Annotated in this window: 25 protein-coding genes, 1 tRNA gene and 1 pseudogene; 11 read left to right on the forward strand and 16 right to left on the reverse strand. The window is 69.9% G+C overall.

From position 1 onward, the window contains the following. Window positions 1–4 precede the first annotated feature (4 nt). From ssuE to BCF44_RS29405, 7 genes are all read right to left on the reverse strand, one after another. The gene (gene ssuE / locus BCF44_RS29375) at window positions 5–559 is read right to left on the reverse strand and encodes an NADPH-dependent FMN reductase (protein WP_116177630.1); all 555 of its coding nucleotides are present in this window, start codon (window positions 557–559) and stop codon (window positions 5–7) included. A gap of 183 nt (window positions 560–742) precedes the next feature. Beyond that, window positions 743–1,609: an oxygenase MpaB family protein gene (locus BCF44_RS29380; protein WP_246015687.1), complete on the reverse strand. Its 867-nt coding sequence runs from the start codon at window positions 1,607–1,609 to the stop codon at window positions 743–745. A 25-nt stretch (window positions 1,610–1,634) separates the two neighbouring features. Beyond that, window positions 1,635–2,336: a FadR/GntR family transcriptional regulator gene (locus tag BCF44_RS29385; RefSeq protein ID WP_116177631.1), complete on the reverse strand. Its 702-nt coding sequence runs from the start codon at window positions 2,334–2,336 to the stop codon at window positions 1,635–1,637. Further along, window positions 2,337–3,104 carry a 3-oxoacyl-ACP reductase gene (locus BCF44_RS29390; protein WP_116177632.1) on the reverse strand — a complete coding sequence of 256 codons (768 nt, stop codon included), beginning with the start codon at window positions 3,102–3,104 and terminating at the stop codon, window positions 2,337–2,339. 3 nt (window positions 3,105–3,107) lie between these two features. Further along, window positions 3,108–4,472 carry an aldehyde dehydrogenase family protein gene (locus tag BCF44_RS29395; RefSeq protein ID WP_116177633.1) on the reverse strand — a complete coding sequence of 455 codons (1,365 nt, stop codon included), beginning with the start codon at window positions 4,470–4,472 and terminating at the stop codon, window positions 3,108–3,110. Beyond that, window positions 4,469–5,179, reverse strand: a complete 711-nt coding sequence (locus tag BCF44_RS29400) for a gamma-glutamyl-gamma-aminobutyrate hydrolase family protein (RefSeq protein WP_116177743.1) — start codon at window positions 5,177–5,179, stop codon at window positions 4,469–4,471. The genes BCF44_RS29395 and BCF44_RS29400 overlap by 4 nt, the downstream gene beginning before the upstream one ends. Then, window positions 5,160–6,506, reverse strand: a complete 1,347-nt coding sequence (locus tag BCF44_RS29405; protein WP_281283152.1) for a glutamine synthetase family protein — start codon at window positions 6,504–6,506, stop codon at window positions 5,160–5,162. The genes BCF44_RS29400 and BCF44_RS29405 overlap by 20 nt, the downstream gene beginning before the upstream one ends. 267 nt (window positions 6,507–6,773) lie before the next feature. Between BCF44_RS29405 and BCF44_RS29410 the strand changes: the two genes are divergently transcribed. Beyond that, window positions 6,774–7,877 carry a 3-deoxy-7-phosphoheptulonate synthase gene (locus BCF44_RS29410; protein ID WP_116177635.1) on the forward strand — a complete coding sequence of 368 codons (1,104 nt, stop codon included), beginning with the start codon at window positions 6,774–6,776 and terminating at the stop codon, window positions 7,875–7,877. Window positions 7,878–8,220: 343 nt separating this feature from the next. Here BCF44_RS29410 and BCF44_RS29415 read toward each other — a convergent pair whose 3' ends face one another. Beyond that, on the reverse strand, window positions 8,221–8,706 hold the full coding sequence (locus BCF44_RS29415) for a GNAT family N-acetyltransferase (protein ID WP_170217811.1): 486 nt from the start codon (window positions 8,704–8,706) through the stop codon (window positions 8,221–8,223). 54 nt (window positions 8,707–8,760) lie between these two features. Here BCF44_RS29415 and BCF44_RS29420 point away from each other — a divergent pair, with 54 nt between their 5' ends. Continuing rightward, window positions 8,761–9,111 carry a cupin domain-containing protein gene (locus BCF44_RS29420; protein ID WP_116177636.1) on the forward strand — a complete coding sequence of 117 codons (351 nt, stop codon included), beginning with the start codon at window positions 8,761–8,763 and terminating at the stop codon, window positions 9,109–9,111. Here the strand turns inward: BCF44_RS29420 and BCF44_RS55730 are convergent. Continuing rightward, entirely contained in the window at window positions 9,093–10,391 is a 1,299-nt protein-coding gene (locus BCF44_RS55730) for a tetratricopeptide repeat protein (RefSeq protein ID WP_170217812.1), read from the reverse strand. The genes BCF44_RS29420 and BCF44_RS55730 overlap by 19 nt on opposite strands. A gap of 45 nt (window positions 10,392–10,436) precedes the next feature. Here BCF44_RS55730 and BCF44_RS55735 point away from each other — a divergent pair, with 45 nt between their 5' ends. After that, window positions 10,437–10,964 carry a 2'-5' RNA ligase family protein gene (locus BCF44_RS55735; protein ID WP_170217813.1) on the forward strand — a complete coding sequence of 176 codons (528 nt, stop codon included), beginning with the start codon at window positions 10,437–10,439 and terminating at the stop codon, window positions 10,962–10,964. Here the strand turns inward: BCF44_RS55735 and BCF44_RS29435 are convergent. Both BCF44_RS29435 and BCF44_RS57855 read right to left on the reverse strand, forming a co-directional pair. Beyond that, complete coding sequence (locus BCF44_RS29435; protein ID WP_147328682.1) at window positions 10,936–11,877, reverse strand: helix-turn-helix transcriptional regulator; 942 nt, start codon at window positions 11,875–11,877, stop codon at window positions 10,936–10,938. The two genes, BCF44_RS55735 and BCF44_RS29435, sit on opposite strands and share 29 nt — an antisense overlap. Before the next feature lie 96 nt (window positions 11,878–11,973). Further along, window positions 11,974–12,363 carry a hypothetical protein gene (locus tag BCF44_RS57855; RefSeq protein ID WP_246015689.1) on the reverse strand — a complete coding sequence of 130 codons (390 nt, stop codon included), beginning with the start codon at window positions 12,361–12,363 and terminating at the stop codon, window positions 11,974–11,976. 99 nt (window positions 12,364–12,462) lie between these two features. On the opposite strand from BCF44_RS57855, the gene BCF44_RS57860 reads away from it, so the two are divergent. Continuing rightward, window positions 12,463–12,786 carry a hypothetical protein gene (locus BCF44_RS57860; RefSeq protein WP_246015692.1) on the forward strand — a complete coding sequence of 108 codons (324 nt, stop codon included), beginning with the start codon at window positions 12,463–12,465 and terminating at the stop codon, window positions 12,784–12,786. Window positions 12,787–13,263: 477 nt separating this feature from the next. Here the strand turns inward: BCF44_RS57860 and BCF44_RS59320 are convergent. After that, window positions 13,264–13,791, reverse strand: a pseudogene (locus tag BCF44_RS59320) (tetratricopeptide repeat protein); the annotation flags it as partial. Window positions 13,792–13,844: 53 nt separating this feature from the next. Next, the gene (locus BCF44_RS29445) at window positions 13,845–14,486 is read right to left on the reverse strand and encodes an FMN-dependent NADH-azoreductase (RefSeq protein ID WP_116177641.1); all 642 of its coding nucleotides are present in this window, start codon (window positions 14,484–14,486) and stop codon (window positions 13,845–13,847) included. A 102-nt stretch (window positions 14,487–14,588) separates the two neighbouring features. On the opposite strand from BCF44_RS29445, the gene BCF44_RS29450 reads away from it, so the two are divergent. From BCF44_RS29450 to BCF44_RS29465, 4 genes are all read left to right on the forward strand, one after another. Continuing rightward, on the forward strand, window positions 14,589–15,083 hold the full coding sequence (locus tag BCF44_RS29450) for a MarR family winged helix-turn-helix transcriptional regulator (RefSeq protein WP_246015696.1): 495 nt from the start codon (window positions 14,589–14,591) through the stop codon (window positions 15,081–15,083). A 237-nt stretch (window positions 15,084–15,320) separates the two neighbouring features. After that, window positions 15,321–15,746 (forward strand): SsgA family sporulation/cell division regulator, encoded by a 426-nt coding sequence (locus BCF44_RS29455; protein WP_116177746.1) that lies wholly within the window; start codon window positions 15,321–15,323, stop codon window positions 15,744–15,746. 89 nt (window positions 15,747–15,835) lie between these two features. After that, window positions 15,836–17,254, forward strand: coding sequence for a DHA2 family efflux MFS transporter permease subunit (locus BCF44_RS29460; RefSeq protein ID WP_116177642.1), 1,419 nt, complete (start codon window positions 15,836–15,838; stop codon window positions 17,252–17,254). Between the two features lie 248 nt (window positions 17,255–17,502). Continuing rightward, complete coding sequence (locus BCF44_RS29465; protein ID WP_211353287.1) at window positions 17,503–17,721, forward strand: hypothetical protein; 219 nt, start codon at window positions 17,503–17,505, stop codon at window positions 17,719–17,721. Between the two features lie 4 nt (window positions 17,722–17,725). On the opposite strand, the gene BCF44_RS29470 is transcribed toward BCF44_RS29465, so the two are convergent. Next, a complete protein-coding gene (locus BCF44_RS29470; protein ID WP_147328683.1) occupies window positions 17,726–17,932 on the reverse strand; it encodes a hypothetical protein in 207 nt (68 codons plus the stop codon). Between the two features lie 59 nt (window positions 17,933–17,991). On the opposite strand from BCF44_RS29470, the gene BCF44_RS29475 reads away from it, so the two are divergent. Continuing rightward, window positions 17,992–18,795 carry an SDR family NAD(P)-dependent oxidoreductase gene (locus BCF44_RS29475; protein ID WP_116177644.1) on the forward strand — a complete coding sequence of 268 codons (804 nt, stop codon included), beginning with the start codon at window positions 17,992–17,994 and terminating at the stop codon, window positions 18,793–18,795. A gap of 4 nt (window positions 18,796–18,799) precedes the next feature. On the opposite strand, the gene BCF44_RS29480 is transcribed toward BCF44_RS29475, so the two are convergent. Continuing rightward, complete coding sequence (locus BCF44_RS29480; RefSeq protein WP_116177645.1) at window positions 18,800–18,979, reverse strand: hypothetical protein; 180 nt, start codon at window positions 18,977–18,979, stop codon at window positions 18,800–18,802. A gap of 111 nt (window positions 18,980–19,090) precedes the next feature. After that, complete coding sequence (locus tag BCF44_RS29485) at window positions 19,091–20,611, reverse strand: helicase HerA-like domain-containing protein (protein WP_116177646.1); 1,521 nt, start codon at window positions 20,609–20,611, stop codon at window positions 19,091–19,093. A gap of 108 nt (window positions 20,612–20,719) precedes the next feature. Between BCF44_RS29485 and orn the strand changes: the two genes are divergently transcribed. Both orn and BCF44_RS29495 read left to right on the forward strand, forming a co-directional pair. Further along, window positions 20,720–21,331 (forward strand): oligoribonuclease, encoded by a 612-nt coding sequence (gene orn, locus BCF44_RS29490; RefSeq protein WP_116177647.1) that lies wholly within the window; start codon window positions 20,720–20,722, stop codon window positions 21,329–21,331. 74 nt (window positions 21,332–21,405) lie between these two features. Next, a tRNA-His gene (locus BCF44_RS29495) sits at window positions 21,406–21,478 on the forward strand. Window positions 21,479–21,496 lie beyond the last annotated feature (18 nt).

Here is a 21,496-nt window from a genome sequence, read left to right on the forward strand (position 1 = left end):
GTCCCTACGCAGTGCGCTGATAGGGCAACGCCGTGGTCAGCGCATGCCGGAACTCCTCGACGATGTCCGAGAACACGTGCTCGACCTCGGGATTGATCGCAAGCCCGCCGTCGGTGTCGACCTGGAGGTCCCGCTCGAGCAGGAAGTAGCTCTGGATCACGTGCCGCGGCGCGAGGGACTGCACGACGGGCCGCAGCCCGTAGTCGAGGGCCAGCACGTGCGCGAGACTGCCGCCGGTCGCGAGCGGCAGCACCGTCTTCCCGGACAGGCCGAACTGCGGCAGCAGGTCGAGGAACACCTTCAGCAGCCCCGAATAGGCCGCTTTGTACGTCGGTGTCGCCAGCACGACGCCGTCGGCGTCGGCCAGGGTCGCTGCTGCGCGGGCAATGTCGGGGTCCGAGGTGTCGGCGGCCAGCAACGGGCCCGGTGGCAGTTCACGCAGCCGCAGGTGATCGGTGACCAGACCGGCGCCGGCCAGCCGGTCCGCGACGTATTCGGCGACGCGGGCGGTCTTGGAGTTGCGGGACGGACTTCCGGAAATGACGACAACAGCGGGCATCAGGGCTCCTGGGCTGTTGGTGGGCGGACGCGGCAGCCGATCTCAACGGCGACACAGCGCACTGCACACGTGGCAGAGATCCACGTGCGGCCTGGTGCGGAGGTCATCGAACTGCGCCACGTCCTCGACGCTAGGTCAGACCCCCAGCGCCGACAAGGTCATCCCATGGGGTGAACCCCCGTGTCAGTCGAGCGGCAGCGATCGGGCCGTCGGCCGCGCCGACCGCCCCAGCCGACGCATCGCCTGCGGCACGAACCCGTGCGGCGCCCGCCAGCGGATTGGGGCGGGCACGATGAACGCCGCAGACCGCAGGGTTCGGAGCATCGTGGTGGCCGTGGTCGGCGAGTACGCCCGATGTCCGTGCAGCCGGATCGCCCAGCTCGGCAGCAGTGAATACGCGAGGTGCGCGACCGCCGGCTCGTAGATCGGCAGGCCGACGCCAAGAACGCCACGCACCGGCGGTTTGTGCAGGAACTCGTACACGACCTCGGAGTCGTCGCCCCGCCGGAGTTCGCCGCGCATGTCATGGAGGTACGCGGCCATCTGTTCCGTCGAGCCGGGCACCTCGTCCGGGTCGAGGCCAACCAGTGCGGCGGAACCACGTTGTTCGTCGAAATACCGGTCGGCTTGTGCCTTCGTCAACCCGAAACCGGCACGGCGCACGACCGACAGGAACATCGCCACCTCGGCGCAGTGCACCCAGAGCAGCAGATCGGGGCGGTCGATACGGAACGTGCGGCCGGTCGCCGGGTCCTTGCCGCGCAGGCTCCGATGCACCGCGCGGACCCTGGCGGCGCCGGCCTCGACCTCGGCGCGCGGCGCGTACGTGCTCATCGAGACGAACTTCGCGGTGCGGATCAGCCGGCCGAGCGGATCCTCGCGGAAGTTGGAGTTCTGCACGACGCCGGCCGCCGCGAGCGGGTGCAGCGACTGGAGGTACAGGCCCGCGATGCCGGCCAGCCACATCGCCGGGTCGGCGTGCAGTTGCCAGCTGACCGAATTCGGGCCGACCAGGCCCGGGTCGGCCCCGCTCGACGGCTCAGCGCTCACCCCTGCGAAGCTACGCCGTCGCAGTTCAGCCCAGGAAGCCCCTGAGCAGCGACGCGGTGCCCTCCAGGTGCTGGGCCATGGCGCGGCGCGCGCCCGGGGGATCGCCGACGAGGATGGCGTCCACCAGGATCGCGTGCTGCCGGTTGGAGTGCGCGATGTTCTTGGGCAGCAACGGGATTCCATCGAGCAGCTCGTTCAGTCGCATCCGCACGTCGGCGACCGCGGCGGTCAGCGACGGCGACCCGCTGATCTCCGCGACGGCCAGGTGCAGGCGGGAATCCTTGCGCCGGTACTCCCCCAGCGTGGCGCCATCGCATTCGGACAGTCGCGCCGTCAGGTGCGCCCGCTCGTGGTCGGACAAGTCCCGGCCGGCGGCGAACTCCGCCGCGCCGGACTCCAACACGGACCGTAGCGTCAGGGCGTCCTCAAGATCATCCACGCGCGACGTCACTGCCGGCGCGGCGCTCGGCGGCGCTGTGCACACGAAGGTCCCGCCGTATCGGCCACGGCGGGACTCGACGAAACCGGACTCCTGCAAGGCGTGCAGCGCCTCGCGCAGCGTGACCCGGCTGACGTTCAACCGGCTCGCCAGCTCGCGCTCGGCGGGCAGCCGCTCGCCCGGCGGCACGACACCCAGCTTGATCGCCTGGAGCAGCCGTTCCACCGTCTCCTCGAACGCGTTGCCCGTCCGGACCGGACGGAGCAACGCGTCGCTTGCGGCATCCACTTATTCAGGCGTCACATAGGCGCCGGAGATACCACCGTCCACAAGGAACTGTGAGGCGGTGATGAACGACGAGTCGTCGCTGGCCAGGAACGCGACCGCGCCGGCGATCTCCTCCGGCTCGGCGAACCGACCGACCGGCACGTGCACCAGCCGGCGGGCGGCGCGCTCCGGGTCCTTGGCGAACAACTCCTTGAGCAGCGGGGTGTTCACCGGTCCGGGGCACAGCGCGTTCACCCGCACGCCCTGGCGCGCGAACTGGACGCCCAGCTCGCGGGTCATCGCCAGCACGCCGCCCTTCGAGGCGGTGTAGGAGATCTGCGAGGTGGCGGCGCCCATCACCGCGACGAACGAGGCCGTGTTGATGATGGATCCCTTGCCCTGGGCCAGCATGTGCGGAAGCGCGTACTTGCAGCACAGGTAGACCGAGGTCAGGTTGACGTGCTGAACCCGTTGCCACGCCTCGAACTCGGTGGTGAGGATGGAGTCGTCGTCGGGCGGCGAGATGCCGGCGTTGTTGAACGCGATGTCGAGCGAGCCGTAGGTGTCGACGGCCTGCTGGAACATCGCCTCCACCTGGCCGGCGTCGGTGACGTCGACCTTGACGTAGAGGCCGCCGACCTCCTCGGCCGCCTTCGCGCCGGCGTTCTCGTCGACGTCACCGATCACGACCCTGGCGCCCTCGGACGCCAGCCGTCGCGCCGAGGCGAGCCCGATTCCGCTGCCACCGCCGGTGATCACCGCTACACGGCCGGCAAGTCGTTCCGCCACTTCTCACTCCTCCGTCGCGATGAACACGTTCTTGGTCTCGGTGAACGCGGCAACCGCGTCCGGGCCGAGTTCCCGGCCGAGGCCGGACTGCTTGTACCCGCCGAACGGCGTCCAGTAGCGGACCGACGAGTGCGAGTTGACCGACAGGTTGCCGGCCTCGACGCCGCGGGCGACCCGCAGCGCGCGACCGACGTCACGGGTCCAGATGGAGCCGGACAGGCCGTACTCGGTGTCGTTGGCGATGCGCAGCGCGTCGGCCTCGTCGTCGAACGGCAGCACCACGACGACCGGGCCGAAGATCTCCTCGACCACCGACTTGTCCTTCTCGGACGACGGCGTGAGAACCGTTGGCGGGAACCAGAAACCGGTGCCGTCGGGGGCGCTGCCGCGGAACGCCACCGGGGCGTCCGAGGGCACGTACGAGGCGACTTTGTCGCGGTGCGAGGACGAGATGAGCGGGCCCATCTCGGACTCGGCGCTACCCGGATCGCCGACCTTGACGCCCCGCACGGCCGGTTCCAGCAGCTCCATGAACCGGTCGTACACGGTGCGCTGCACCAGAATTCGCGACCGGGCGCAGCAATCCTGGCCGGCGTTGTCGAAGACGCCGTACGGTGCGGTCGCGGCGGCACGCTCGATGTCGGCGTCGGCGAACACGATGTTCGCGCTCTTGCCGCCGAGTTCCAGCGTCACCCGCTTCACCTGGTCGGCGCAGCCCGCCATGATGTGCTTGCCGACCTCGGTCGACCCGGTGAACACGACCTTGCGCACCGCCGGGTGCGTGACGAACCGTTGCCCGACAACGGATCCCTTGCCCGGCAGGACCTGGAAGACGTCGGCCGGGATGCCGGCGTCCCGTGCGAGTTCGGCGAGCCGGATCGCGGTGAGCGGCGTCAGCTCGGCCGGCTTGACGACCACCGTGTTGCCGGCCGCGAGCGCCGGCGCGAAACCCCAGGCGGCGATCGGCATCGGGAAGTTCCACGGCACGATCACGCCGACCACGCCCAGCGGCTCGGCGAAGGTGACGTCGATGCCGCCGGCCACCGGGATCTGCCGGCCGAACAGGCGTTCCGGCGCGGCCGCGTAGTACTCGACGACGTCGCGGGCGTTGCCCGCCTCCCAGCGGGCATTGCCGATGGTGTGGCCGGAGTTGGCGACCTCGATCCGGGCCAGGTTCTCGAGATCGGCGTCGATGGCCGCGGCGAACCGGCGCAGCAGGCGGGCCCGGTCGCCCGGCGCCACGGCCTTCCACACCGGCAGCGCGGCCTGGGCGCGGGCGATCGCCGCGTCCGTCTCCTCGAGCGTGGTCAACTGGACGGTGTCGACCAGTTCCTCGGTCGCCGGATTGATCACATCGAAGGTGGTCACTGCCCGCTCCCCGTTCTCGCCACCAAAGCCTTGAACAGCCGCACTTCCAGGTCCTGCTCGGGATGCCACTGCACGCCCAGCACGAAGTCGGCGCCCGCCATCTCGACGGCTTCGGGCACGCCGTCGGCCGACCGCGCCGTGATCACCAGGCCGTCGCCGAGGCGGTCGACGGCCTGGTGGTGCGAGCAGGACACCTCCGCCATGCCGCCGAGGATGTCGGAAACCTTGCTGCCCGGGGTCATTTCCACCGTGGTACGGCCGAACTGGCCGATCATCGGGCGGTGCGTGGGCGTGCCCGTGACGTCCGGCACGTGTTGGGTGAGCGTCCCGCCCAGCACCACGTTCAGCACCTGCATGCCCCGGCACACGCCGATCAGCGGCAGGCCGGCGGCCAGCGCGTTTTCGACCAGCGCGAACTCGGTCGCGTCCCGATCCGGGCGCACGCCGAGGGTTTCGGGATGCGCCGATTCGCCGTAACGGGCCGGGTCGACGTCCGCGCCGCCGGCGATCACCAGACCATCCAGAAAGGACACATCGGCGAAGCCCAGAGGTGGCAACAGGACCGGGTTCCCGCCGGCCGCCGCCACCGTGTCAACGTAGGTGCGGGGCAGCAGCGCGACGTCGGTGTCCCAAGGGCCGTAACGGGCACGTTCGATGTAGGTGGTGACGCCGATGACCGGCCGGCGGTCAGAGCCGTTCGAAACCACGGACACGCTCCCAGTCGGTGACAGCGGAGTCGAACGCGGCCAGTTCGACGCGGGCCGCGTTGCAGTAGTGGTCGACGACGTCTTCGCCGAACGCGTCACGGGCGATCGCGCTGGCCGCGAACAGATCCCTGGCCTCGCGCAACGAGGACGGCACGGTCGGCTTGTCCGAGGCGTAGGCGTTGCCGGACAGCTCCGGCTCCAGCGTCAGCTCGTTGTCGATGCCGTGCAGGCCGGCCGCGATCAGCGCGGCGACCGCCAGGTACGGATTCACATCGCCGCCCGGCACCCGGTTCTCGATGCGCAGACCGGGGCCGTGGCCGACCAGCCGCAGCGCGCAGGTCCGGTTGTCGCTGCCCCAGGCGACGGCCGTCGGCGCGAAGCTGCCGGGCTGGAAACGCTTGTAGGAGTTGATGTTCGGCGCGAACAGCAGCGTCAGGTCACGCAGCGCCGCGATCTGGCCGGCGATGAACTGCTGCGCCGTGGTGGACATGCCGTGCGGGCCGTCACCGACAAACGTGAGACCGCCGTCCGTGCCACGGAGGCTGATGTGGATGTGGCAGGAGTTGCCCTCGCGCTCGTTGTACTTGGCCATGAAGGTGAGGCTGCGGCCCTCCTGGGCGGCGATCTCCTTCGCGCCGGTCTTGTAGATCGCGTGGTTGTCGCAGGTCGGCAGCGCCTCGTCGTAGCGGAAGACGATCTCGTGCTGGCCGAAGTTGCACTCGCCCTTGGCCGACTCGACCATCAGGCCGGCGCCGCTCATCTCGTTGCGGATGCGGCGCAGCAACGGCTCGATACGGGAGGTTCCGAGCAGCGAGTAGTCCACATTGTACTGATTGGCCGGGCGCAGATCGCGGTAGCCGAGGTCGTGCGCCTGCTCGTAGCTGTCGTCGAAGACGATGAACTCCAGCTCCGTGCCGACGAAAGCCGCGAGACCCCGCTCCGCGAGCCGGTCGAGCTGGCGGCGCAGCACCTGGCGCGGCGACACGGTGACCGGGCTGCGGTCCTCCCACTCGACGTCGCACAGCACCATCGCCGTGCCCGGCAGCCAGGGCGTGAGCCGTAACGTGCTGAGATCCGGGCGCATGACGAAGTCGCCGTAGCCGCGCTCCCACGAGGACATCCGGTAGCCGCTGACGGTGTTCATCTCGACGTCGACCGCGAGCAGGTAGTTGCAGCCCTCGGTGGCGTGGTCCAGCACCACGTCCAGGAAGTAGCCGGCGGAGCAGCGTTTGCCCTGGAGGCGGCCCTGCATGTCCACGATGGCCACCAGAACGGTGTCGACCTCGCCGGTCTCGACCAGTTCGCGCAGTGCGTCGACGGTGATCACGGGGACCGCCCTTCCTCGCCCGGCTCCAATGGACTGATCCTGACCCATTGCACGGCCTCGGTCAACATGCGCTACGCTGACCTCGTGCGTTGGTATCCGTGGTTTAGCAAGCCGGCCCTGGGTGGGCCCGGCGGCGACCACGCGCGCTGACCACGGAGCACCCAGAGCCGGCAAGGCAGAGACTTCGGTCTCTGCCTTTTGTTTTGCCCAGACACCCAGGGCAGGCCGGCGGCGGATCTCTCCGACGGTCTGCGGAGAGGAATCCCGATGTCCACCAACAACCAGCGCATCGTCAGCTCGCGGCCGATGGTGTCGCCGGCGCTGCTGCGCGATGAGGCCCCGCTGACCGACGCCGCCGAGGCCGTCGTCGTGCAGAGCCGGACCGCCGTGACCAAGGTGCTCGACGGCGTCGACGACCGATTGCTGGTCGTAGTGGGACCGTGCTCGGTGCACGATCCCGTGGCCGGCCTCGACTACGCGCGGAGGCTGGCCGCCCTGTCCGACGAGCTGTCCGGCGACCTGTGCGTCGTCATGCGGGTGTACTTCGAGAAGCCGCGCACCACGCTGGGGTGGAAGGGCCTGATCAACGACCCGCGGCTGGACGGCTCGTACGACGTCAACCACGGGCTGCGGATCGCCCGCCGGCTGCTGCTCGACATCCTCGCGCTGGGGCTGCCGGTGGGCTGCGAGTTCCTCGACCCGATCACCCCACAGTACATCGCCGACACCGTGAGCTGGGGATCCATCGGCGCGCGGACCGCGCAGAGCCAGGTGCACCGGCAGCTGTGCAGCGGCCTGTCGATGCCGATCGGCATCAAGAACTCGACCGAGGGTGATGTGCAGGCCGCCGTCGACGCGGTCAAGGCGGCGGCGTCCAGCCACGTGTTCCCCGGTATCACCGACGACGGCCTGGCGGCGATCTTCTCCACAGCCGGCAACCCCGACTGCCACGTCATCCTGCGCGGCAGCAGCCTCGGGCCGAACTACGACCGGGGCAGCGTCGAGCACACCGTCGGCCGGCTGGCCAAGGCCGGGCTGCCGGAGCGGGTGATCGTCGACGGCAGCCACGGCAACAGTGGCAAGGACCACCTGCGCCAGCCGGTCGTCGCCGCTGACATCGCGGAGCGGATCGCCGGGGGCGAGACCGAGGTCGTCGGCATCATGCTGGAGAGCTTCCTGGAGGCCGGGCGTCAGGAGCTCGTGCTCGGGCACGCGGAGGACCTGGCGTACGGGCAGAGCGTGACGGACGCGTGCATGGGCTGGGATGTGACGGAGTCCGTGCTCCGGTCGCTCGCCTCGGCGGTCGGTCAGCGGCGGGCTTCGCGGTCGGTCAAGGCGACTGCGTCGGCTTCCTCGATCGCGACGGCGTAGCACCCGGTCGGGGGCACAGCGCTCGGTCGACGACACAGACCTCGGTCAACGACACAGTGCTCCGTCAACGACAGAGCACCCGGGCAACGACGCACAGCACCTGGCCAACGGCTCAATACCTGGCCAACGACACAAGGCTTGGCCGGCGACGCGAGGCTCGATCCGCGACGCAGCACTCGGGCGGGCGGCGACATGGTCGGTCAACCGATCAGGCCCCGTCGTCGGTCATCAGCCCCGTCGTCGGTCATCAGGCCACTCGTCGACGACGGGGCCGGTCGTCGTTGCGACTGGTCGGCGGCGAACGTTGATGGTTGACGGGAGTGGTCAATGGTTGATTCGCCAGTCAACCATTGACCACTGTGGACCGTGGTTGACGTAGTTGACGACTCATGAGCAAGGCGGGGTACTCCCAGTCGGCGAGATCGAGTTCGCGAACTGCCTGGAAGCCGACGGAGCGGTAGAAGCGCCGGGTGCCCGCGTAGTTGTCGGCGCACTTCTCGACGACGGACGGGCCGAGTGTCAGCACGGTGAGCAGGGTGCAGCCGTCGGCGACCAAGGCGTCGACAGCGGCCGAGACCAGCGCCTTGCCGAAGCCGCAGTGACGATGCGCCGGGTGGACGGCCATCCAGGAGATCTCCGGGTTGATGAGCTGCTCGACGGTGAGGAATCCGACGACGACGCCGTCCAGCTCGGCGGCCCAGCCGCGCTGGGTCCGCACCGCCTCGGCGCAGGCCTGGATGCCGGACTCCACGCCGAAAAACGTCGGTAGGGCGGCAATGATCTCGTCGCAGCGCGGGGCGTCGGCGGCGCTCAGGTCGCGGATCGGCACGGATGGCAGCCTGATCGGGCAGCGCCCAGGTCGGCAACGGGTTTTGGAGGTCGGATGAAGGACGAACGGGAGTTCTTCGACGTCGAGGCGGTGCCGTGGCGGCCGGACCCGACCGCGGCGGGCATCACCGAACGGGTGTTGAGCCGGGAGTCGGACGGCTCGGTCGGCACGCGCATCGCGAGGTGGGCCGCGGGCACCGAGACGTCGGGCGTGATCCGGCACGACTACTTCGAGGAGGTTCTCCTGCTCGAAGGCTCACTTCACGACATCACGCTCGACCGGACATTCGGCGCGGGGTACTTCGCCTCGCGGCAGCCGGGCATGCCGCACGGCCCGTACCGGACGGTAGACGGCTGCACGATGCTGGAGATCCGGCACCACATTGATCAACCACCAGTCAGCTGACGGAACTTGAGCTGGTTGTACGGGGAGTCGGGTCGGACGCTGATCCGCTCCCCGACCAGCACCCGGGCCTGCGCACTGCGGCCGGCGCGGAGGGCCGCCTCGACGAGCGTGCGCTGCATGACGTCCCGCTGAGCGTGGCTGCCGCCGAACTCGTGCACGTACCGGCGGATGGGCCACAGCAGGTCGACGGCCTCGGCAAACCGGCCGCGGCCGAACGCGAGCAATGCTTCACAAATGGGCAGGCCGATCCGGGCGGTCATGGCGACGTTCGTCGCCGGCCCGGCTTCGGCGACGTAGCGGCGGCGGTCGGCGATGAGGTCGGCGGCGAGATTGTCCTCGCCGGCGCCGACGTACGACATGACCGCATGCATGTCGTTGAAGGCGTTGAACGGAATGGTCATGCGGGGCGGCCAGGTCGCGGCGAGCTTGGCCCATCGGTCGCCGGCGTCCTCACCGAGCAGGTGCAGCCGCCACATGAGGCTGGCGGCGTTGACCGCTTCGGTGATGCTGGACTCGTCGGTCGGCGCGAGTCGTTCGTCGTAGACGTCGAGCGCCTCGCGGTAGCGGCCGGCCTCCAGCAGGAACAGGCAGTAGTGCCACCAGATGTGCACACGCAGCAGGTTGGTGCGGTCCCAATCGGGTCGGCGGCGGTCGAGCATCGCGATGCCGATGTCGAAGGTGGCGCGCATCTCGTGGGTGTGGCCGACGGCATGCACGCTCCAGACGTCGGCGGCGTCGAGTTCCATCGCGCGCAGGCCGGTGTGTTCGGCCAGCTCCCAATGTCCGCACTCCTCCAGGCCGAACGCGTACATGCCGAGCAGGTTGGCGTAGTGCGGGTCGGCCGGACTCCAGGCCGGCAGTGCGGCGCCGATGCGGTCTCGCAGCGACGTGGCGTTGCCGGTGAGGAAGTCGAGCTGGTGGCCGACGGCCAGCGCGAGGGCGTCGCGCGGTTGATCGGCAGTCAGGTCGGCGAGCAGCGCGCCGGCGGTGATGAGGTCGCCGTCGAGCAGCTTGGCGGCCGCTTCGACGTGGAGGCGTTCACCGTCGGTGAGGTCGCCGACGCGCCGGCGGAATTCGGCGAAATCGGCGGCGACCGGCGGCACGAACTTCGGATCGGTGCTGAGCACGGCCAGGTAGACGCGCATAGCGTTGGCGGTGGGCTGCTGCGGGTCCTCTGTGACCGCACGCTCGGACCGCTCGCCGACGTCGGTGCGGAAGTGCAACAGCGAGTCGACTGCACCGTCGAGTTCGTCGACCGCGGTGGCAGTCGCGGCGTGCACCGAAATTCCATGCTGGTCCTGGCGCATTCCCCCGACAATACGGCCATGACGTTGACTGTCGGCGCCACCGGCGTGATCATTCCCGTGCTGGCGGCGGAGCAGCTCCTGGACCGGCCGGGTGTGCCGCAGCGGGTGGTCGAAGCGCACGTGACGGTGCTGTTCCCCTGGCTGCCGGTGGACCGGATGACAGATCAGGACGAGTGCGACCTGGCCGCCATCTTCGCCGACACCCCGCCGATCGACGTCCGGCTCGCGGAGTTCGGTCGCTTTCCGACGGTCCTCTACCTGCGCCCCGAACCGGAGGCGCCGTTCCGTGCCCTCACCCGGCGGGTGGCCGGTCGGTGGCCGGACTACCCGCCGTACGGCGGCGAGTTCGGCGACGACATCCAGCCGCACGTGACCGTCGCGATGGACGTCTCCGACGAAATCCAGAAGTTCGTCGAAAACGAGCTTTTCGGCGAACTTCCGGTCCGCGACCGACTTGCCGAGGCGTGGTTGGTCTACTCCGACGGCGAGCGGTGGCGTCGGCGGGCGACGTTCCCGTTCAGAGCAGACCCAGCTGGGCGGCCCTGACGCCGGCCTGGAACCGGCTGCGCGCGTCGAGGCTGAGCATGGCGGCGGCCATGTCGTTGCGGACGGTCCGGACGCTGACCCCGACCTGGCGGGCGATGGCGTCGTCGGTGAGGCCGTCCGCGAGCAGGCGGAGCACCTTGTGGTGGCGCGGCGTCTGGTCGGCCAGTGTGTGGTCCGGCGACACCTGGCGGCGCGCACCCGGGCTGCCCTTGCCCCAGATCTGATCGGCGAGGACGCAGAGCGGCGCGACGGCGGATGCGGTTCGGTTGACGACGGCGTCGTCGCCGTGGACGACCATGGCAACCGACCGGTCGACGAGCAGCATGGTGGTCGGCAACGTCGGCACGATCCGAGGCGCGGCACCGCGGATACGCAGCCACGTCGCGTGCGCGGCGACGCTCGGCGTGCGGATCAGGTCACTTCGCCAGACCAGCCGGAGTTGGGCCCGGCGGCGCAGCACTGCCTCGGCCAGGGGAACGGAGAACTCGTACGAGCCGGTCCGGTGCTGGCCGCTGAGCATGACGACCTCGCGGCGGGCGTTGGCGACGAGATGTTCGGCGAACGAGTTCATCTCGTCCAGTCCACGGATACGGTCTGGGCCGGGCGGCTGGTAAGCGGCGATGAGCTGGGCGATGGACAACGCCTGTGGTCGTACGTCGCCGGCGCTGAGCCCCCACACCCGGCTCGCGGCAAGCGCCGGCAGCGCCAACGCCGGATCCACGGCACGAACGGCGCCGCTCTCCTCGGCGGAGGCGACGAGCAGACCGTCGGCGCGGAGTTGGTCGACGACGGTGGCGAATTGGCCGTCGCCCAAGTCGAGCCGGCGCGCCAGCTCCGCGATCCGCCATCTGACGCGCGTCAGCGCCGTCACATAGACGGTCTCGGCCACAGCGTCGAGACCCAAGCCGCTCACGACCCCCACCTCCGGCGCGGACAAGCACCACTGATCCGCCCCGAATGCTGCCGCCACCGGCTGACGCGCCGCTTGTCCGGCGCTTGTCCGGACCGGCTACGACTCGTTGACCAGCGACACCGCGCCCGCGCACACCGCACAGACCAGCGCGAAGACCAGCGGTTCCATGGTGCCGGCGTTGGCCCGGTCGAGCATCGCCCACAGCAGCACCAGGGCCGTGGACAACGCGAGCAACACACACGAAAGTCCGATCACCGGACGACGTAGCGGCATGGCCAGCACGGCGAGCCGGCTGCCCGCCGGCACCCGGACCAGTTCGACGAACGCCAGCACCACGACCACACACGGGATGGCGAAGCCCAGCCAGGCCAGCACCGGCGTCGGCTTCGGCAGGCCGGCCACCATCAGGAACATGTCGGCGATGACCAGCGTCATGGCCAGTTGCCGGATGCCGCGCCAGGCCAGGCTCTCCGGGATGGGCGACACGGAGCGGTCGACAGCGCGGCTGCCGGCGGGTCGGTCGACACCCGGTCGGTCGGCGGGTCGGTCGACACCGCGACGGTTGGCCGCAGGCCGGTTGGCGCCGTGGCGGTCGGCGGTGTTGTGACGGTCGGCAGCATGACGGTCGGCGGCGGGCTGATGGCCGCCGTGAGAGCGGCCGCCGTTGGTGAACTGATCGTCGTCTGCATGTCGCCCGGTGGCCCGCCGGCCGGCAGCGCGACCGTCGCGAGAAGTTCGACGAAATCCTCGATTTCGACGAAAACCAGAAGTTCGACCGCGGGCGTGTCCGTCGTCGGCGGGGGTGTCGGGGGTGGAGCGGTCCACGGTCGAAAACGAGGAGGGGTCGCGGCCGTGGGTGAAGCGGCCAGGATCCTGCCTGTCGGAGGCGAACGCCCGGTGGGCGGTTGACCGATCGGCCGCCGACCAAGCGGTGGATGACCGCGGTGCCGACCAGCCGGCGACAGGCCGGTCAGTGCCGGACCAGGAGGTGGGTGACCAGGAGGCGGACCGGTCGGCGACGGGTCGGTCGATCGCGAACCCGTCGGGGGCGGACCAGGCGGGGGCGGACCAGGCAACGGGTTGGTCGGGGTCGTGTTGGTGGGCGAGCGAGCGGTCCGCTGATCGGCGAGCCGTCCACGGGTGCGCCCACGGACGTGTCGGTCGACCGGAAAGTGAGGGTTGGTCGACATCGAGGGTCGCGGCGAAGTTGGGGTTTGCGTCGAAGTTCTGGTTTTCGACGAAGTCGGGGTTTTCGGCGAAGTTCACGGCGGCCGACCGCCGGGACGTGGGTTGGCGGAGTCGGGCCAGTTCGGCGCGGACGCGGGAGTCGCCGGGTTTGCGGCGCAGGGCGGTGCGGTAGGCACGCTCGGCGGTGACGATGTCGCCGGTCCGACGGGCGGCGTCACCCAGCACGAGGTACGGGCGGACATGGTCGGGCTGGTAACGGACGGCCTGGGCGGCGGCGTCGACGGCGTCGGGCCAACTGCCGGCGGCGCCGAAGGCCTCGGCGAGGGAGATGCGGCACCGCCAGTCGGTGGGCTCCAGACGCACGGCCTGGCGAGCGGCGGTGACGGCGTCGGCGTGGCGGTCGAGGCGACTGAGCGCCTTGCTGGCGAGACGGTGCGCCCACGCCTTGTCCCCGCCGAGCGGCATTGCCCGGCGAGCGGCGGCCAGGGCGGCGGTGGCGTCGCCGCGGTCCAGCAGCGCGGCGGCGAGCCGGCACCAGACCTCGGGACTGTCGGGATGGCTGGCAGCGATGCCGCGCAGCAGGGCAACCGCTTTGCGTCGCCGGCCGGAGGCACTCAACTTGGCAGCTCGATCGAGCACGTCTCCGAGCGGTTCGACCATCGCGTGTGACCCTCCCGCAAGCCGGACCAGGCAACGCCGACAAGTCTGGCAGCGGGCGGGCCACATCGGAGACACCGCCTTATACCGGCGTGTCGCGGATCGGAGAACCGCCGGACGGCCTAACTGGCGAGTGCGTGCTCCCGGGCGGACTCGAGCGCGGCCGCCAGCGAGGCGTCGGCATGGTCACGGAAGGACGCGAGCGCCGGGTCGAGGTGCGCGAGGGTGAACTCGGCGGTGACGAACTGGAGGTTGCGGTCGAGCCCGACCTGGCTGAGCACCTTCCGCAGGTACGGCTCGAGGTGGTCGAAGTCGGCCCGCGGAGCGCCGGGGGCGTACGAGCCACCCTTGGAGACGGCGGCGACAACCCGGGTGTTGACGAGCGGTCCGTCGCCGGTCTGCCGGTCGACGGTCGTCGACGGGCCGATCACACGGTCAAGCCACGCCTTGAGTGTGGACGGGATCGTGAAGTTGTACATCGGCACGCCGAGCAGCACGACGTCGGCGGCGAGCAGTTCGTCGACGAGCTCCTGGCTGACGGCGGCGTCGGCGGCCTGCTCGGGCGTGTAGTCGGCGGGCGCGACCATCTTGGTGGCGAGGGTCAGCCCGTTGAGGTGCGGCACGGGCTTCTCGGCCAGGTCGCGGTAGGTGTAGCGGCCGTCGGGGTTGGCTCGCCGCCAGTGGTCGGCGAAGGCCGCGGACAGCTCCCGGGACACGGACCCCTCGTGCCGGACGCTCGTGTCGATGTGCAGCAGGGCGGACATGCCAGTTCCTCTCGACGGAGATGTTCTCGACTAAGAACATACGAAGCTAGATGTTCTGAGTCAAGAACGTCTCGGGCCGGCGGCGGCACGTAGGATTTGCCCGTGGAGACCGAGCCGCAGCACGTCTGCGCCGCCGCCGACGCCTGCGGCGAGCGCAGCGACCTGAACTGGCTGCTGCACCGCGCCGCCCAGCGGATGGGCGCGGCGATGGAGCGTCACGCGATCAAGGCGGGCGAGATCGGCATTCGCGGCCACATCGTGTTGACCGCGCTGCTCGAGGGGCACCGGCAGACGCAACTTGCATTGGGCAATCGGCTCGGTCTCGACAAAACGACGATGACCTCCACCTTGGACCGGATGGAGCAGCAGGAACTGATCATCCGTCGACCTGATCCGACCGACCGTCGGGTGCGTATCCCCGAACTGACAGAGAAGGGTCGTCAGGTCCAGGCGGCGGTCCGACTCGAGCTGGAACTGGTCGAACGGGCCGTGCTCGAGGGTTTGAGCGCGGAGGAGGAGGCGGTGCTGCGGCGCGTGCTGCTGCGGTTGGCGGTGCCCGAGGAGAGCGGCGCCGGCCCCGGCGGCTCGTGCGTGTAGCGATCATCACTACCCGGAAGTGGTCACAAGAGGGGCAACACCGTTCCCCTTTTCAGGTCATATCCCCACACTTTCGTACGGTGAATGACGAAACCGCTGGACCGCCACCCGGATGAGTGACAGATTGAGCGGGCAACTCCGCCTGGGGGCGACATTGAGTGAACGTGGACAAGTTCTCCAGAGGACTCAGCCACTGTTGACTCAGGACGAGTGTCGGGAAGCCGAGGGGTGAACACGATGCGTAACGACCACATGACGCTCCGCTCGATGGCGGTGCTGGACCTTCTGGTGCCGGACGCACCGTCGGTCCCGGTCGAGGTCGAACTGCGCTACGACACCCGCGACCCGTACGCCGTCACCGCCGCCTTCCGCTCCGGCCCGTCCGGCTGGGTCGAGTGGTGCTTCGCCCGCGACCTGCTCGCCGACGGCCTGATCGCCGAGGCCGGCTCCGGCGACGTGCGCATCCGTCCCGCAGTGGACGACATCGAGCTGGTGGTCCTCGTCGTCAGCTCGCCGGCCGGCCTGGCCATGTTCGAGGCCTCCGCCCAGGAGCTGGCCGACTTCCTCGACCGCACCTACGACCTGGTCCTGCCGGGCACCGAGAACCAGTGGGTCAGTGTGGACGACGCGCTCACCACCCTGATGCCGTACGACCTGGGCTGAAACCACCCCGGAACCAGGAACAACCTCCCGTCCACCCCTGTTGGAATGTTTCGTTGTCGCATGCAAACATTCCATGAGGGGACCGTGCGGTGGGGTTACGCCAGCTCAGCCCGAGGGTCGTCGTCAGCGTCGTCTTCGTCGCGGCGCTGTTCGTCAACATCCTCGACACCACCATCGTCAACGTCGCGCTGCCGACGATCGCCGGCCAGTTCCGGGTGAGCCCGGCCGACGCCGACGCGGTGGTGGTCGGCTACCTGCTCAGCCTCGCCCTGGTGATCCCGGCGTCCGGCTGGCTGGGTGACCGCTTCGGCAGCAAGCGGGTGTTCCTGACCGCGCTGGCGATCTTCACGGTGGCCTCCGCGCTGTGCGGCCTGGCCCAGTCCCTCCCCCAGCTCGTCGCGTTCCGGCTGCTCCAGGGCCTGGGCGGCGGCATGCTCGCGCCTGTCGGCCTGGCCATGCTCTACCGGGTGTTCCCGCTGGCCGAGCGCATGCGCGCGATGCGCGTGCTGATCCTGCCGACGGCCGTCGCGCCGGCGATGGGTCCGGTGCTCGGCGGCCTGTTGGTGGACACGCTGACCTGGCGGTGGGTGTTCTACGTCAACCTGCCGGTGGGCGTCCTGACCTTCCTGTTCGGACTGTTCCTGCTCAAGGAGCACCGCGAGCCGGGCGCCGGGAGGTTCGACCTGGCCGGCTTCGCGCTCTCCGGCTTCGGCTTCGCGCTGCTGATGTACGCGCTCACCGAGGGCTCGTCGCGCGGCTGGGGCTCGCCCTCGATCCTGATCACCGGCGCGCTCGGCGTGCTGCTGCTGACCGCGACCGTGCTCGTGGAGCTCCGGGTGCCCTCGCCGATGTTGGATCTGCGCCTGTTCTCCGACCGGCTGTTCCGGACGATCAACGTCGTCCAACTGGTGTCCACGGCCGGCTTCCTCGGCACGCTGTTCGTGTTCCCGCTGCTCTACCAGGCCGGCCTCGGCGTCTCGGCGTGGCAGACCGGGCTGACCACCTTCCCCGAGGCGGTCGGCGTGCTGGTCGGCACCCAGATCGCCAGCCGGGTGTACTCGACGCTCGGCCCGCGGTTGCACATCGTGCTCGGCGTGGTGAACGCGGCCGTCGCGATGATGCTGCTGACGCTGCTCGGCCCGGCCACCCCGCAGTGGCTGGCCATGCTGATCATGTTCTATCTGGGGCTGGGCATGTCCAACAACTTCAACCCCGCCCAGACGGCCGCGTTCGCGCAGGTGCCGCGGGCCAGCACGGGCGCCGCGTCCACGCTGTACAACTCGGGCCGGCAGGCCGGCTCGGCCGTCGGCGTAGCGGTGCTGGGCAGCGTGCTCGCCGCGGCGGGCGCGGGTCCCGGCCACCTGGTCGGCTACCACGTGGCGTTCGCGGTGGCGGCCGGGCTGATGATCGCCGCGGCAGTGGCGGCGCTGTTCGTCAAGGACGGCGACGCGGCGGCGACCATGGCGAGCCCGGTCCGGCCGGAGGCCGCCGCCGAGGCGGTCGCCTGAGCGAGTAGCCCGAACGGTCGCGGCCCGCTTCCGCCCTTCTCCGTAAAAGCGGTGGTAAGCGGTGCGTGCAGGAGTGCCTGATCACCCTCCCAGGTGACAATCGGCGGCTCGGTCGTGCGAGGCTAGGCGCTGCACGGCGTGATCATCCACGGGGAATTGCACGATCTGGCCGCGAAACCCGCGTCACGTCGTCGGCCGGGGTGCGTCACACCGCTGCGAGCGCCGCGACGAAGGACCGGGACGCGCCGATGGGCTGGGAGGCGGAAGACGTGGTTGACCGCAAGGAATGGTTGGTGACCTGTCGGGACGTGGCGGGCCGTCGCCGTGACCTCACGGTGTTCGTCAGCCAGGGCCATGTGGTGCTGGTCGCGCCGCCGGGCGAGACCGCCGTGCTCGCGCCGCTCGAGGTCGGCCGGCTGCGGGCAGCGCTGCGCGACGCCGTGGTGACGGCGTCCGACCCGGCCTGAGCATCTACTCGCCGGAACCGCGCCGGCGCTGACGCAGCAGCGCCCACGAGACGAAGCCGAGCCACACCAGGCCGGCCATGCCCAACACGATCCAACCGGCGCGCAGCGTGGCGTCCTCCATGAGCGCGGCGCTGACCACCGCGCATGCGATCGCAAGCGCGCCGAAACCCAGATGGAACGGCCTGGCCCGGAACTCTCCCCACCTCGCCATGGCCAGCATGCTGCCACGAGCACTACCTACTCACGAGTAGGTAGTGGCATCATCGGACCATGAGCCGATCGTCGCCGCTGGCCGACCGACACATCCTCAACGGCCAGCGCATCCTGATCACCGGCGCCTCCTCCGGCATCGGCCGCGCCACCGCCTTCGCGGTCGCCGGCCTGGGCGCGGTGCCGCTGCTGGTCGCCCGCCGCGCCGACGAGCTCGCGCAGGTCCGCGACCAGATCGTGGCCCGCGGCGGCGAAGCGCACAGCTATCCGTGCGACCTCACCGACGCCGAATCGGTGGACACGCTGATCAAGCGCGTGCTCGCCGAGCAGCCCGTCGACATGCTGGTGAACAACGCCGGCCGCTCCATCCGGCGGTCGCTCTACCGCTCGCAGGACCGCCATCACGACTTCGAGCGCACGATGGCGATCAACTACTTCGCGCCGGTCCGGCTGATCCTCGGGCTGCTGCCGCACTTCCGGGCCAACGGCGGCGGGCACGTCGTGAACATCTCGTCGATGGGCGTGCAGACGCGCACCCCGCGGTTCGCGGCCTACCTGGCGTCCAAGGCCGCGCTGGACGAGTTCAGCCAGGTGGCGGCGACCGAGACGCTGCGCGACCGGATCACCTTCACCACCGTGCACATGCCGCTGGTGCGCACGCCGATGATCGGCCCGACCCGGATCTACGACCGGATGCCGGCGGCCACGCCCGAACAGGCCGCCCGGCTCGTGCTGCGTGCGCTGATCCGGCGTCCGAAGTCCGTGGACCGGCCGTTCGGGCTGCTGGCGGCAGCCGGGTATGCGGTCGCGCCCAAACTCGCCGAACGCGTCCTCAACATCGCCTACCGCACCAAATCCATCTGACGGATCAGGCGGCACGCCAGTTCTGAGCCGGCCGGGCCTGCTGCGAGGGCAGCCAGGTGCCGACGTCACTGACCAGCGGCACCACCTGGCGCGCATGCCAGTCCCGCTGGCACTGGTCCGAGCAGAAGTAGTCCGACGGAGAGTTGGCCCGCTCCGCACCGCATACGGCACAGGGTTCGGTCATCCCACCCACCTCCCGGGTCGACGTCCACCATGGACGCTAAATCGGCAAAGGGACGGTGATGTTTCGGCTCGATGTCGACTCGACACCGGAATTCACGCAGGTGGCGGACATTCAGCGCCGTCGGCCGGTGCCGAAGATGCCTCGGGTGATCTCCCGGCCCAGCGCGGAGCCGGCCGAGCGCAGGAACGACTTCACCGCGGGATTGCCCAGCACCTGGCCGATCAGACCCGAATCGTCGGCCTCGTTGCGGTGCGGCCGCTCGGCTTCCGCCGCCGGCGCGTCCTCGGCCGGCGGGGCCACCTTGGCCAGCAGCATCTCGTACGCCGACTCCCGATCGACGGTCTGGCCGTACTTGCCGTACAACGGCGACGAAGTCGCCGCCTGCTTCACGGCGTCCACGCCGATCGAGGCCATCAGCGAGCGCGGCGGCCGCAGCCGGGTCCAGGCGACCGGCGTCGGAGCGCCCTGCTCGCTGAGCACCGTCACGATCGCCTCGCCGATGCCGAGCGTCGTCAACGCCTTGCCCAGGTCGTAGTGCGGCGTCGTCGGATACGTCTTCACGGTCTGCGCCAGCGCCTTCTGGTCGTCCGGCGTGAACGCCCGCAACGCGTGCTGCACCCGTGCGCCCAGCTGCGACAGCACGGAGTTCGGCACGTCCGTCGGCAGCTGCGTGCAGAAGAACACGCCAACGCCCTTGGAGCGGATCAGCTTCACCGTCTGCACGATCTGCTCCAGGAACGCCTTCGACGCGTCCGCGAACAGCAGGTGCGCCTCGTCGAAGAAGAACACCAGCTTCGGCTTGTCCAGGTCGCCTTCCTCGGGCAGCTGGTGGAACAGCGCCGCCAGCAGCCACATCAGGAACGTGGAGAACAACGCCGGATTGCCCTGCAGCTCGGACAGTTCGAGCAGGCTCACCACGCCCCTGCCGTCCTCGACGCGCATCAGGTCGGCCGGATCCAGCTCGGGCTCGCCGAAGAACGTGTCGCCGCCGTTGGCCTCCAGGTTCAGCAGCGCGCGCAGGATCACGCCGGCCGTCGCCGAGGACACCCCGCCCAGGCCCTTCAGGTCCTCCTTGCCCTCGTCGTCGGTCAGGTGCTGGATCACCGAGCGCAGGTCCTTGGTGTCCAACAGCGGCAGCCCGCGCGAGTCGGCCCAGTGGAAGATCAACCCCAGCGTGGACTCCTGGGTGTCGTTGAGCCCCAACACCTTCGACAGCAGGATCGGGCCGAAGCTGGTGATCGTCGCCCGCACCGGGACCGCGCTGCCGCCCTCCCCCAGCGACAGGAACTGCACCGGGAAGCCCGCCGCCTGCCAGTCGTCCCCCGTCTCGGTGGCCCGCTTGGACACCTTGTCGCCGCCCGCACCCGGCCGCGACAGCCCCGACAGGTCACCCTTCACGTCGGCCATCACCACCGGCACCCCGGCCGCCGACAGCTGCTCGGCCATCAGCTGGAGGGTCTTCGTCTTGCCGGTGCCGGTCGCGCCCGCGATCAGCCCGTGGCGGTTCAGCGTCGCCAGCGGCAGCCGCACCCGGGCCGCCGTGCCGACCGCGCCGTCCACCACCGCCGAGCCCAGCTCCAGCGCACCGCCCTCGGTCGCGTACCCGGCGGTGATCTCCTCGAACGCGTCCACCCCGACCTCCCGACCCGATGACCCGAACGGCAGAGAAGACACTAGGCCGAACGCCCTGAACTCGCGCGTTCAGACGAACACGCACCGTGTCGGGATAAGCTGCTGCGGGTGACTGATCGTCTGGTGTGGATCGACTGCGAGATGACCGGGCTCGACCTGGGCAAAGACGCCCTCATCGAGATCGCCGCCCTGGTCACCGACGCGGACCTGAACGTGCTCGGAGACGGCGTCGACGTGGTGATCCACGCCGACGACGAGGCGCTGGGCGCGATGCCCGACGTGGTGCGGGACATGCACGCCCGCTCGGGCCTCACCGACGAGGTGCGCCGCTCCGCCACCACGCTCGAGCAGGCCGAGCAGCTGGTGCTGGAGTACATCCGGCAGTGGGTGCCCGACCCTCGGACCACACCGCTGGCCGGCAACTCGATCGCCACCGACCGCGGCTTCATCGCCCGCGACATGCCCGAACTCGACGGCCACCTGCACTACCGCATGGTCGACGTGTCCAGCATCAAGGAACTCTGCCGGCGCTGGTACCCGCGCATCTACTACGCGCAGCCCACCAAGGGCCTGGCCCATCGCGCGCTGGCCGACATCCACGAGTCCATCCGCGAACTGGCGTACTACCGGGCCACGGCATTCGTGCCGCAACCCGGTCCGACCAGCGAACAGGCCCAGGCCGCGGCGGCGGAGATCCTCCGTGAGGCCGGCCAGGGGTAACCCGTTTTTGAGCTCCGGCGAGCGTGCGCTAGCCTTACGGAGGTCGACGTCGGAAACGACGGAGACGTCCAATGGTGGGTGTAGCTCAGTCGGTAGAGCACTGGGTTGTGGTCCCAGGTGTCGCGGGTTCGAATCCCGTCACTCACCCGCGCGAAATGGCCCGGC

The organism is Kutzneria buriramensis, from assembly GCF_003387475.1.
GTDB classification, from domain to species: Bacteria; Actinomycetota; Actinomycetes; order Mycobacteriales; family Pseudonocardiaceae; genus Kutzneria; species Kutzneria buriramensis.